Source organism: Uliginosibacterium sp. TH139 (assembly GCF_002855595.1).
GTDB lineage: Bacteria > Pseudomonadota > Gammaproteobacteria > Burkholderiales > Rhodocyclaceae > Uliginosibacterium > Uliginosibacterium aquaticum.
The window spans coordinates 247,411-260,162 of record NZ_PKRR01000005.1 but is presented as its reverse complement, the minus strand read 5'-3'; the positions used below and the strand labels follow the sequence as shown (position 1 = coordinate 260,162).

Annotated in this window: 9 protein-coding genes; 8 read left to right on the top strand and 1 reads right to left on the bottom strand. The window is 60.3% G+C overall.

Translation table 11 applies throughout. The annotated features are described in order from the left end of the window. Window positions 1–57: 57 nt before the first annotated feature. The 6 genes from astC to C0V76_RS13760 all read left to right on the top strand — a co-directional run bounded on the left by astC (window position 58) and on the right by C0V76_RS13760 (window position 9,519). Window positions 58–1,272, top strand: a complete 1,215-nt coding sequence (gene astC, locus C0V76_RS13785) for an acetylornithine/succinylornithine family transaminase (protein WP_101943128.1) — start codon at window positions 58–60, stop codon at window positions 1,270–1,272. Between the two features lie 99 nt (window positions 1,273–1,371). After that, window positions 1,372–3,963 carry a PAS domain-containing hybrid sensor histidine kinase/response regulator gene (locus C0V76_RS13780; protein ID WP_101943127.1) on the top strand — a complete coding sequence of 864 codons (2,592 nt, stop codon included), beginning with the start codon at window positions 1,372–1,374 and terminating at the stop codon, window positions 3,961–3,963. 194 nt (window positions 3,964–4,157) lie between these two features. Beyond that, on the top strand, window positions 4,158–5,303 hold the full coding sequence (carA, locus tag C0V76_RS13775) for a glutamine-hydrolyzing carbamoyl-phosphate synthase small subunit (protein WP_101943125.1): 1,146 nt from the start codon (window positions 4,158–4,160) through the stop codon (window positions 5,301–5,303). A gap of 66 nt (window positions 5,304–5,369) precedes the next feature. Next, a complete protein-coding gene (gene carB / locus C0V76_RS13770) occupies window positions 5,370–8,579 on the top strand; it encodes a carbamoyl-phosphate synthase large subunit (RefSeq protein ID WP_101943123.1) in 3,210 nt (1,069 codons plus the stop codon). 5 nt (window positions 8,580–8,584) lie between these two features. Next, a complete protein-coding gene (gene greA / locus C0V76_RS13765) occupies window positions 8,585–9,061 on the top strand; it encodes a transcription elongation factor GreA (protein WP_101943121.1) in 477 nt (158 codons plus the stop codon). Between the two features lie 5 nt (window positions 9,062–9,066). Then, window positions 9,067–9,519 carry a DUF4149 domain-containing protein gene (locus C0V76_RS13760; protein WP_101943120.1) on the top strand — a complete coding sequence of 151 codons (453 nt, stop codon included), beginning with the start codon at window positions 9,067–9,069 and terminating at the stop codon, window positions 9,517–9,519. Window positions 9,520–9,567: 48 nt separating this feature from the next. Here C0V76_RS13760 and C0V76_RS13755 read toward each other — a convergent pair whose 3' ends face one another. Further along, on the bottom strand, window positions 9,568–10,038 hold the full coding sequence (locus C0V76_RS13755) for a YhbY family RNA-binding protein (RefSeq protein ID WP_101943118.1): 471 nt from the start codon (window positions 10,036–10,038) through the stop codon (window positions 9,568–9,570). 39 nt (window positions 10,039–10,077) lie between these two features. Here C0V76_RS13755 and C0V76_RS13750 point away from each other — a divergent pair, with 39 nt between their 5' ends. Both C0V76_RS13750 and ftsH read left to right on the top strand, forming a co-directional pair. Then, entirely contained in the window at window positions 10,078–10,698 is a 621-nt protein-coding gene (locus tag C0V76_RS13750) for an RlmE family RNA methyltransferase (RefSeq protein WP_170021100.1), read from the top strand. Between the two features lie 100 nt (window positions 10,699–10,798). Then, window positions 10,799–12,691, top strand: coding sequence for an ATP-dependent zinc metalloprotease FtsH (gene ftsH, locus C0V76_RS13745; protein WP_101943117.1), 1,893 nt, complete (start codon window positions 10,799–10,801; stop codon window positions 12,689–12,691). Window positions 12,692–12,752: the final 61 nt, after the last annotated feature.

Sequence of the window (12,752 nt, the reverse complement as noted above, 5' to 3'; positions counted from 1 at the left end):
CTCCTTGCCTGGCGTCCTGCCGGGTGAGTGTGCTTCTCTCGCAAAAAGGATATTTCAGTGACTGCCGCCGTCTCCCGCGCCGATTTCGATCGCTACATGGTTCCCGTGTTTTCCCCGCTCGACATGATCTTCGTGCGAGGTGAGGGTTCGCGCCTGTGGGACCAGCAGGGTCGCGATTACATCGATTTCGGGGCCGGCGTGGCCGTGACTTCACTTGGCCACGCCCATCCGGCCCAGCTCAAGGCGCTCACCGAGCAGGCTGCCAAGCTCTGGCATGTGTCGAACTACTACACCAATGAGCCGGCCCTGCGTCTCGCGAAGAAGCTTTGCGACCATACCTTTGCCGAGCGTGTGTTCTTCTGCAATTCTGGCGCCGAAGCCAATGAAGCTGCGCTGAAGCTCGCCAGAAAACGCGCCGTGGACAAATACGGTCCGGAAAAGATCGACATCATCGCCTTCAACGGCAGCTTCCATGGCCGCACTTTTTTCACCGTGTCGGTCGGCGGTCAGGCCAAATACTCCTCTGGCATGGGCCCGAATCCGGCCGGCATCGTGCATGTCGATCTGCATGATGTGGAGGCTTTGCGCCGCGTGGTGGGCAAGAACACCTGCGCCATCATCGTCGAGCCTGTCGTGGGCGAGAGTGGCGTGGTGCCGGTACAGCCTGAGTTCCTGAAGCTGCTGCGCGAGCTGGCGAGTGAGTTCGATGCCAGCCTGATTTTTGATGAAGTGCAGTCTGGCAACGGTCGCACCGGTGCGCTTTACGCCTATATGAATAGCGGCGTCGTGCCGGACATCCTGACCACGGCCAAGGGTATCGGCGGCGGCTTCCCGATCGGCATGATGCTCACTACGGCTGCGGTGGCGGACAAGCACTTCACGCCCGGTGTACATGGCAGCACCTTCGGCGGCAACCCGCTGGCCTGTGCGGTCGCCGAGGCGGTGTTCGACGTCATCAACACGCCGGAAGTACTGGCGGGGGTGAAGCGCAAAGCCGCACATGCTGCCGGGCGTTTGCGCGCAATGGGCGAGAAGTACGCCTGTTTTTCGGAGGTGCGCGAATCCGGCCTGTGGCTGGGCTGCGAGCTGACGCCGAAGTTCGCCGGTCAGGCCGGCGCCTTCATGGCGGCGGCGGCCAGCAATGGCGTGCTGCATATTGTGGCCGGGCCGAACGTGGTGCGTCTGGCTAGCTCGCTGATCATCTCGGACGCTGAGCTGGATGAGGGGCTGGATCGCCTCGATCTGACCTGCGCCCAGATGGCCGGGCGCTGACGCTTTGCCGGTGAGTTGATGCAGAGTGTGGCGGAATGCAAGTTCCGCCCGCTTTTTGCCGTTCACCCTTTGCACCTCTCCTGAACTTTTTCTGGATCCATGCCTTCTTCGCGCGATATCGCCAACAGTGTCAGCCCAGATCTGAGCAGCTTGCGTGATGCTTTGCGGGCATTGGCTGCGCGCGCCGGCGTCAGCGATGGCTTCGAGGATCCGGCTAATGATCCGGTGCGCCTGATCTGGCGCCTGGTGCGCCTGATGGATCAGCAACTGCGCGAGAAGGATCGCCTTTCGCTGGCCCTTGATAACCGTCACGATGGCCTGTGGGACTGGGACTTGCGCAGTGGCCAGTGTTTCCTGAGCGAACTCTGGAAGCATGGTCTGGGTTATGTTGAAGGTGAATTTGGTAATCGCCGTGAGGATTGGGAGGCGCTGATCCATCCCGAGGATGTGCCACAGGTGCGTGAGCGTATCGATCTGCATCTGGTGGGCGGCAGCGAAGATTTCGAGGCCGAATATCGCTTGCGAGCCCGCGACGGTGACTGGCGCTGGATTTCCACCCACGGTAGGGTCGTGTCGCGCAGTGCGGATGGTCAGGCGGTACGTGTGGTGGGTATTCACCGCAACGTGACCGAGCGCAAGGGCTGGGAACTCGAGATGCTGCGCGCCAAGGAGGCCGCCGAGTCCGCCAGCCGCGCCAAGGGCGACTTTCTTGCCAACATGAGCCACGAAATCCGCACCCCGATGAACGGCATCATCGGCATGACGGATCTGGCGCTCGATACCCAGCTCGACGCGGAGCAACGTGGCTATCTGCAGACGGTGAAAAACTCCGCCGATTCGCTGTTGGCCATCATCAACGACATCCTGGACTTCTCCAAGATCGAAGCCGGCAAACTGGAGCTTGAGGACATCGAGTTCTCACTGCCGGCCGTGATCTCGGATACCTTCAAGGCGCTGGCCCTGCGCGGTCATCAGAAAGGTCTTGAACTGGTGTTTGGTATCCAGCCGGACACCCCGCATGTGCTGCGTGGCGATCCGAACCGCCTGCGCCAGATCCTGATGAATCTGCTTGGCAATGCGATCAAATTTACTGAGCAGGGCGAAGTCGAGGTTTCGGTGCGCTGCGTGCTGCGCGAGGGAGCGCATGTGCGCCTGCAGTTCGATGTGCGTGATACCGGCATCGGCATTGCCCAGGCCAAGCAAGGCGAGGTGTTCGGAGCCTTCTCGCAGGCTGATACCTCCACCACGCGCCGCTACGGTGGCACCGGCCTGGGTCTGGCGATCTGCAAGCGCCTGGTCGAATTGATGCGTGGTCGTATCTGGTTGCAGAGTGAGCCAGCGCGGGGCAGTACCTTCTCCTTTACCATCGAGGTGGGGGCGGTGCGAGAAGCCGTGCAGGCTGAGCGGGTGGATCCGCGTTATGCACGCATGAACGCGCTGGTGGTGGAAGACAATCCGTCGGCCGCCCGCGAGATGACGGCCAACCTGCAGCGCTGGGGCTTCAGCGTGGATCTTGCCAGGAGTGGTGAGGAAGCCGAGGCCTTGCTCCAGCAAGCGGCCAAGAGTGGCTTCCCCTTCGATGTGATGTTGGTCGACGCCAATATGCCGGATCCGGCCGGCTTTGCTTTGCCTGCTTATTTTCACGGTGAGGGGGCGAGCTGCGAGCGTATCGTCATGCTGCTCACCTCCGATAGCCAGCGCAATGATTCGGCGCGCTGCCGCCAGTTCGGCATCAAGGCTAATATCGTCAAGCCTGTGTCCTCCTTCGATCTGTTGGACGCCCTGCGCCTCGTGCTGACCCAGGAGCAGCCTGAGTCCGCTCTGGAGCTGGCTGAGTTCCAGATTGACGACAGCCTCCTCAAGGCCAGCCCGCAGGCACCCAGGAGCAAAGCAGTGCTGCTGGTGGAAGATAACCCTGTCAATCAGACGGTTGCCACCAAAATTCTGCAGCGCGCCGGCTACGAAGTCGTGCCGGCGGGCGACGGGCAGGAGGCGCTGGACTGGTTCGAAAAGCGTCGCTTTGATCTGATCCTGATGGATGTGCAGATGCCGGTGCTGGGGGGGATCGAGGCGACCAAGGCAATCCGGGCGCGCGAGGCGCGGCGCAGCTGGGCGATGTCCGGGCGTTGGGAAGTAACGCCGATCATCGCCATGACGGCACACGTGATGCAAGGCGATCGTGAGCGCTGTCTCGAAGCCGGCATGGACGATTATGTGTCCAAGCCTATTCAGCCCTCCGAGCTGTTTGCTGCCATCGAGCGGGTGACCCGGCGTTTCGAGTCCACCGATTTTGAAGGCAATCTGAATGCGCTCGATGAACCCGGCAGCCCTATCGATCCGGAGGGCGGCGTTGCTGATCTGGGTCAGACCCGGGCACTGCTCGATGGCGACGAGGCTTCGGTGCACAGCCTAATCGAGATTTTTCTGGGCGATTACTCGCGCAACTGCAGCAAGCTAGAGGAAGCGGCAGCACGCAGCGATGCCAAAACGCTGTATACCGTGGCGCATTCTTTGAAGTCCTCGGTCGGCGTTTTTGGTGCAGTGATCGCGGCAGACGCGGCGCAAAGGGTGGAGCAGGCGGGGCGTCGCGGTGACCTGGAAAAAGCGCTGCAGGCCTTGCCGGAACTCTTGACGGAGCTCTCTCGTGTGGCGGCCTATCTGCGTAGCCAACTGCCGGATCCGGGCGCCTGAAAACGCCGCCGCAGCTACTTTTGCGTTGCGGAAAGGCCTGATTTCAGGCTACAATTGCCAAAATTTGCAAGCGGGACTCGTCTGGAAAGACGGGTCCCGTTTTTCACGTCGGACCCATCGACCAGGCCCCTCACCCCGCGGTGAACAGGCGGCCGGACCGAGGGTCCGATTTCACAGGAACCCAGGAGTAATCGATGACGGAAACCCTTTACGCCCTTCTTGCCCTTGCCGACGGCACCGTGTTCCAGGGGCAGGGCATTGGCGCCGTGGGCAAAAGCGTCGGCGAGGTGGTGTTCAACACCGCCATCACCGGCTATCAGGAAATCCTCACCGACCCCTCCTACACCCGCCAGATTGTCACGCTGACCCATCCTCACATCGGCAACGTGGGTGTAAACAAGGAAGACTGTGAAGCAGGCAAGGTGTACGCCGCGGGTCTGGTGATCCGCGATCTGCCTTTGCTGGTATCGAACTTCCGTTCCGAGCAGACCCTGGATGCCTACATGAAGGCTGAAAATGTGGTCGGCATTGCCGGGATCGATACCCGCAAGCTGACGCGCATCCTGCGTGAGAAGGGCGCCCAGGCGGGTTGCCTGATTACCGCGGCGAGCCAGAAAGAACTCAACGCCGAAGCGGCCATTGCTGCTGCGCGTGCCTTCCCCGGGTTGGCTGGCATGGACCTGGCCAAGGTCGTGACGACCGAGCAGTCTTATTCCTGGACTTCCGGTGAGTGGAAGCTGGGTCAGGGTTTCGTTGAGCAAAGTGAAGCGAAGTACCATGTGGTGGCCTACGATTTCGGCGTCAAGCGCAACATCCTGCACATGCTGGCTGAGCGCGGCTGTAAGCTCACCGTGGTGCCGGCGCAGACCTCTGCGGCCGAAGTGCTCAAGCTGAATCCGGACGGCGTCTTCTTCTCGAATGGCCCGGGCGATCCTGAACCCTGTGACTATGCTATTGCTGCTGCCCGCGAGTTCCTTGAGCGCAAGCTGCCGACCTTCGGCATCTGTCTGGGTCACCAGATCATGGGCCTTGCTGCCGGTGCGAAGACCCTGAAGATGAAGTTCGGCCACCATGGCGCCAACCATCCGGTCAAGGATCTCGACTCCGGCCGCGTCCTGATCACCAGTCAGAACCATGGCTTTGCTGTCGATGAGAAGACCCTGCCGGCCAATGTGCGCGTCTCTCATGTGTCGCTGTTCGACGGCAGCCTGCAGGGCATGGCCTGGACCGACCGCCCGGCACTGTGCTTCCAGGGGCACCCGGAAGCCAGCCCCGGCCCGCACGATGTGGCCTATCTCTTTGATCGCTTTACCGATCTGATGGCGGCTGCCGGCAAGTAAAACGGAATCCATGTCGGGTGCAGCCAGCAGGCCGCACTCCAAACGTAACGAAATTCAGGTGTTGATATGCCCAAGCGGACAGACATTCAATCCATCCTCATCATCGGTGCCGGCCCGATCATTATCGGTCAGGCCTGCGAGTTCGATTATTCCGGCGCCCAGGCCTGCAAGGCCCTGCGTGACGAAGGTTACAAGGTCATCCTGGTTAACTCGAATCCGGCCACGATCATGACCGATCCGAACATGGCCGACGTGACCTACATCGAGCCGATCACCTGGCAGGTGCTTGAGCGCATCATCGAGAAGGAGCGTCCGGATGCCGTGCTGCCGACCATGGGTGGCCAGACTGCGCTGAACGCGGCGCTGGATCTGTGGCGCAATGGCGTGCTCGACAAATACAAGGTCGAGCTGATCGGCGCTACGCCGGAAGCCATCGACAAGGCTGAAGACCGCCAGAAGTTCAAGCTGGCCATGGAAAAGATCGGTCTTGAGTCCGCTCGCTCCGGCATTGCCCACAGCATGGAGGAGGCTCTGGCCGTGCAGGCGCAAGTTGGCTTCCCGGCCATCATCCGTCCCTCCTTCACGATGGGTGGCACGGGCGGTGGCATTGCCTACAACATCGAAGAGTTCAACGAAATCTGCACCCGTGGTCTGGATCTCTCGCCGACCCGCGAACTGCTGATTGAAGAGTCGCTGCTGGGCTGGAAGGAATTCGAGATGGAGGTCGTGCGCGACAAGCACGACAACTGCATCATCGTCTGTTCGATCGAGAACCTTGATCCGATGGGTGTGCATACAGGTGATTCGATCACCATCGCCCCTGCCCAGACCCTGACCGACCGTGAATACCAGATCATGCGTAACGCCTCGGTGGCGGTGCTGCGTGAGATCGGTGTGGATACCGGCGGCTCGAACGTACAGTTCTCTGTTAATCCGGCGGATGGTCGCCTGATCGTGATCGAGATGAACCCGCGCGTGTCGCGCTCCTCGGCACTTGCTTCAAAGGCCACCGGCTTCCCGATCGCCAAGGTGGCGGCCAAGCTGGCTGTGGGCTTCACGCTGGACGAGCTCAAGAACGATATTACTGGCGGTGCGACACCGGCCTCGTTCGAGCCGTCGATCGACTACATCGTTACCAAGATTCCGCGTTTTGCTTTCGAGAAGTTCCCGCAGGCGCCGGATCGCCTGACGACCCAGATGAAGTCGGTGGGTGAAGTGATGGCTATGGGCCGTACCTTCCAGGAGTCCTTCCAGAAGGCGCTGCGTGGTCTGGAAGTTGGCGCCTATGGCCTAGATGAAGTCGAATGTGATCGCGAAGAGCTGGAGCACGAGCTCGCCAGTCCTGGTGCCGAGCGCATCTGGTACGTGGGTCAGGGCTTCCGCGAAGGCATGAGCCGCGAAGAGCTGCACAGTCTGACCAAGATCGATCCGTGGTTCCTGGCTCAGATCGAAGACATCGTGCTGACCGAGAAGAGCCTTGCCGGCCGCTCGCTGAAGAGCCTCGATGCAGCAGCTCTCCGCGCATTGAAGCGCAAGGGCTTCTCGGATCGTCGTCTGGCCAAACTGCTGGGGAGCGACGAAACGGCCGTGCGCCTGTATCGCCACGCGCAAGGTGTGCGCCCGGTCTACAAGCGCGTGGACACCTGCGCGGCCGAGTTCGCGTCGAGCACTGCCTACATGTATTCCTGCTACGACGAAGAGTGCGAATCGCAGCCTTCCGACAAGAAGAAGATCATGGTGCTGGGCGGTGGCCCGAACCGTATCGGTCAGGGCATCGAGTTTGACTACTGCTGCGTACATGCCGCGCTGGCCATGCGCGAAGACGGCTACGAGACCATCATGGTCAACTGCAACCCGGAAACCGTGTCGACCGACTACGACACTTCCGATCGCCTGTACTTTGAGCCGCTGACCCTGGAAGACGTGCTGGAAGTCGTGGCGCTGGAGAAGCCGGTCGGAGTGATCGTGCAGTTCGGCGGCCAGACCCCGCTGAAATTGGCGCGTGAGCTGGAAGCCAATGGCGTGCCGATCATTGGTACCTCGCCGGACATGATTGATGCGGCCGAAGACCGTGAGCGCTTCCAGAAGCTGCTGCACGATCTGGGTCTGCGTCAGCCGCCCAACCGCACGGCACGCAATGAAGCCGATGCGATCCGTCTCGCGGCCGAGATCGGCTACCCGCTGGTGGTGCGCCCGAGCTATGTGCTGGGTGGTCGCGCCATGGAAATCGTCCATGAGCAGAAGGATCTCGAGCGCTATATGCGTGATGCGATCAAGGTCTCGAACGACTCTCCGGTGTTGCTGGACCGCTTCTTGAACGATGCGACCGAGATCGATGTGGATGCGCTTTCCGATGGCACTCAGGTCATCATCGGCGGCATCATGCAACACATCGAACAGGCCGGCGTGCACTCGGGCGACTCGGCGTGCTCCCTGCCGCCCTACACGCTCTCGAAAGAACTGCAGGACGAGTTGCGTCGTCAGACCGAACTGATGGCGCGTGGCCTCAGTGTATGTGGCCTGATGAACGTTCAGTTCGCGATTCAGGGCGAGACCGTCTATGTACTCGAAGTGAATCCGCGTGCCTCGCGCACCGTACCCTTCGTGTCCAAAGCCTGCTCGTTGCCGCTGGCCAAGATTGCCGCGCGTTGTATGGCCGGCCAGAGCCTTGCTTCACAAGGTGTGACGCGCGAAATCGTGCCGCCGTACTACTCGGTGAAGGAAGCTGTCTTCCCGTTCAACAAGTTCCCGGGCGTGGACACCATTCTCGGGCCGGAAATGAAGTCGACCGGCGAAGTCATGGGGGTTGGTAAGACCTTTGCTGAAGCCTTCGTGAAGAGCCAACTGGCGGCGGGTACTCGTTTGCCGTCCTCGGGCACGGCTTTCATCAGCGTCAAGCAGACTGACCGTGCCAAAGCTGTCGAGGTGGCGCGCGAACTGGTTGATCTGGGCTTCAAGGTGGTGGCGACCAAGGGTACGGCTGGCTACCTGCATGACGCCGGTGTCAGTGCTGTCACTGCCGTGAACAAGGTTGGCGAAGGCCGCCCGCACATCGTGGACATGATCAAGAACAACGAGATTGCGCTGATCATCAATACGGTGGAAGAAAAGCGCCAGGCCATCGCCGACTCCCGCTCGATCCGTACTTCGGCGCTGGCTGCCAAGGTGACGGTATTTACCACGATTGAAGGTGCGCGCGCCGCTTGTATCGGTATCCGCCACATCAATGACCTCGAACCCTATTCGCTGCAAGAACTGCATGCGCAGCTGGGCTGATTGCGATGATCAAGACTCCTCTGACTCTGAATGGCGCGGAATTGCTGCGCACCGAACTCCATCGCCTGAAAACGGTGGAGCGCCCGAGCGTGATCGCTGCGATTGCCGAAGCGCGTTCGCATGGCGATCTGTCTGAAAACGCTGAATACGATGCTGCCAAGGAACGCCAAGGTTTCGTTGAAGGCCGTATTGCTGAAGTCGAAAGCAAGCTGTCTACCGCGCAGATTATTGATCCGAAGCTGCTGGATGCTGACGGCCGCTGCGTGTTTGGTGCCACCATCGATCTGGAAGATCTCGATACGAACAAGCGCGTGATCTACCAGATCGTGGGAGAAGACGAAGCCGATCTGAAAGCGGGCAAGATTTCGATCAACTCGCCGATAGCACGTGCGCTGGTCGGCAAGTTCGCCGGTGACGTGGCCGAAGTTCAGGCCCCAGGCGGTGTGCGCGAATACGAAATCATCGAAGTCCGTTACATCTGAGCCTCATGTCGCGTCTGGCTGAATCTCTGTTTGCGCTTGCGATCACCCTGTGGGTGGGCGCACTGTGGGCAATCGGTTACATCTCGGCTCCGGTGTTGTTCGCTTCCGTTGCAGACACAGGCTTTGCCGGGTCGCTTGCTGGCAAGCAGTTTGCCATCGTAGCCTGGCTGGGGATTGGTTGTGGCCTCTACTTGATTGCTTATCTGCTGTTCCGTGAGGGGCTGAAGGCGTTCAAGGGGGCGCTGCTGTGGCTAATCCTGCTGATGTTGTTGCTGACGCTTGCGGGGCACTTCGGCGTGACGCCGGTGGTCGAGAAGCTGCGTCTGGATCCGGCGCGGGAAGTGGTGGAGAGTGTGGTGCGCAGCCGGTTTGCGACCTGGCATGGGATCGCCAGTCTGCTCTGGATGATCCAGAGTGTGCTGGGCGTGGCATTGGTGACTCAGGTCGTGCGCAAATGAAAAAGGCCGGCATTGCCGGCCTTTGTGCGTGTGTTACGAAGGGCTGACTTAACGCGCGCTTTTGCGGGTGCGGCTGCTGCCGGCAGAAGGCTTGCGGTAACGCGTTTCCGGTGCGCCAGCCATCGATTTGCGCGGTGCATTGCTTGTGGTCGGGCGGCCGGGGCGCTTGTCGAAAGCCACTTCCTGGCTAGCCTTCTTGCTGCGCGAAGGGCGCTTGGGCAGGGCTACAGGCTTCACGACATGGAGTTCCGGGTTCAGGCGGAAAACAACCAGCAGCTTACCGATGTTCTGCACGGCAGCGCAGTCGAGCTTGCTGCAGATCTCCAGCAGATAGGCGGCGCGGGCTTCACGGTCGTCGCCATAGACGCGGATCTTGATCAGTTCGTGGGCCTTGAGGGCCACGTCAATTTCTTTCAGGACGTTGGCTGTCAGGCCGTTGCCGGCAATGCTGACGACGGGGTCCAGGTGGTGGGCACGGGCACGCAGATCGCGGCGCACGGCAGGGCTAAGTTCTTGCATGCTATTGAATAATCCTCACTAAAGTTGAATTGTAGTGCCATGAAGCCTAGCAAGACCAGCAAGTCCTGGATGCAGGAACACGTGAATGACCCTTGGGTGCAGAAGGCCAAGGCCGCCGGTTATCGTGCGCGTGCAGCTTTCAAGTTGCTTGAGGTCGACAAGAAGGACCGTCTGCTCAAGCCAGGCATGGTGGTCGTTGACCTCGGTTCGGCCCCCGGATCGTGGTCCCAGATCGCGGGCCCCAAGGTGAAGCCGGGAGGCGAACTCTTCGCGCTCGATATCTTGCCGATGGAGGCGCTACCGGACGTTACCTTCCTGCAAGGCGACTTCCGCGAGGAGTCGGTGCTGGCAGAGTTTGAAAAACTGCTGGCCGGGCGGGCTGTGGACCTTGTTTTGTCCGATATGGCCCCCAATATGTCCGGTAATGCGGTCAGTGACGATGGGCGCATGATGTATCTCGCCGAACTGGCGCTTGAATTCTCTCGTGATCATCTGCGCCCTGGGGGCAACATGCTGATCAAGGTGTTTCAGGGCGCTGGTTTTACGGAATATCGCGCCGAGATGCAGAAAACTTTCCGTAGCGTGGTTTCTCGCAAGCCCGAAGCATCGCGTGATCGTAGTGCTGAGGTCTATCTGCTGGGGCTGGATAAAAAGCCCTGATCTATGGGCGCCATTGTTTGCCGGAGGGAACGTTCGGCCATAGAATGGGTCCAGAGTAACGTATGCCCTGCCTTCCCCACAGGGCTTTTCAGGAGTTGCCTTGAATAACAGCGTCTTCAAGAATCTCGCGATCTGGCTGGTGGTCGGCGTCGTGCTGCTCACCGTTTTTAACCAGTTCAGCGGTCGCCAGGCTCAGCAGAATTCCATGGAATATTCGGTATTCATGGAGGAGGCCAAAGCAGGTCGGGTCACCAAGGCCCAGGTTGATGGCCGTACGGTCAAGGCCGTGACTCAGGAAGGTCGTCAGGTCACGATTTCTACTCCGGGCATCCAGGATCCCTGGATGGTTTCCGATCTCATGAAGTACGGCGTGCAGGTATCGGCCAAGCAGGAAGAAGAACAGTCCTGGTTGTTGAGTATGCTTTTCAACATGTTGCCGGTGCTGCTGATGGTGGGCGTGTGGATTTTCTTCATGCGTCAGATGCAGGGCGGTGGCAAGGGCGGCGCGTTCTCGTTTGGCAAGAGCAAGGCCCGCATGCTGGATGAGTCAGCCAATTCGATCACTTTTGCCGATGTGGCGGGCTGCGATGAGGCCAAGGAAGAGGTGGCAGAACTCGTTGAGTTCCTGCGTGACCCTTCCAAATTCCAGAAATTGGGCGGGCGGATTCCGAAGGGCGTGCTGATGGTGGGCTCGCCGGGGACTGGTAAGACGCTTCTGGCCAAGGCTATTGCAGGCGAGGCCAAGGTGCCTTTCTTCAGTATTTCGGGTTCGGACTTCGTCGAAATGTTCGTCGGCGTCGGTGCGGCTCGCGTGCGCGACATGTTTGAAAATGCCAAGAAAGCGGCTCCCTGCATCATCTTCATTGATGAAATCGATGCCGTGGGTCGTCAGCGTGGCGCAGGCCTTGGCGGTGGCAATGATGAGCGCGAGCAGACCCTGAACCAGATGCTGGTCGAGATGGATGGTTTTGAAGGCAATTCCGGCGTGATCGTGATTGCCGCCACCAACCGTCCTGACGTACTGGATCCTGCGCTGTTGCGCCCGGGCCGTTTTGATCGTCAGGTTACCGTGCCGCTGCCGGATATCCGTGGCCGTGAGCAGATCCTCAAGGTGCACATGCGCAAGGTACCGGTGGCGCCGGACGTTGATCCGCTGGTGCTGGCCCGTGGCACACCTGGTATGGCCGGTGCTGACCTGGCTAACCTAGTCAACGAGGCTGCCCTGTTTGCCGCGCGCAGCAATAAGCGTCTGGTGGATATGGACGACTTTGAGCGCGCCAAAGACAAGATCTTCATGGGCGCCGAGCGCAAATCCATGGTGATCTCGCCGGAAGAAAAGAAGGCCACGGCTTATCACGAGTCGGGGCACGCGATCATCGGATCTTTGCTGCCGGGATGTGATCCGGTGCACAAGGTAACGGTGATTCCGCGCGGCCGCGCACTGGGCGTGACCTGGTCGCTGCCGGAGAAAGATCGCACCAGCCTGTATCAGGACCAGATGCTGGCCCAGATCAGCATGCTGTTTGGCGGCCGTGTTGCCGAGGATCTGTTCGTGGGCAAGGTTTCTACCGGTGCTTCGAACGATTTTGAACGTGCCACGGCCATTGCGCGTGACATGGTGACCCGTTACGGCATGTCCGATGAGCTGGGGCCAATGGTGTATGCCGAGAACGATGGCGAGGTCTTTCTTGGCCGTTCGGTGACGACACACAAGAACGTGTCTGAAGCCACTTTGCAGAAGGTGGATTCTGAAATCCGTCGCATCATCGACGAGCAATACGCGCTGGCCGAGCGCTTGTTGCGCGAGCACAGCGACAAGGTGGAAGCCATGACGGCTGCGCTACTGGAATGGGAGACCATTGATGCGGAACAGATTAAGGACATCATGGCGGGGCGTCCGCCGCGTGCGCCCAAGCCGCCTGCGGGTTTGCAGCCTCCCCGGCAGGATGAAGGCCCGGGTGCGGAGCCCAATGCTGCGGCCCCTGCAGCTTGAGCCTGGCCCACGTTCTACCAAGCCCCGCTGCGGCGGGGCTTTTTCTTTCTGAAGGAAGCCA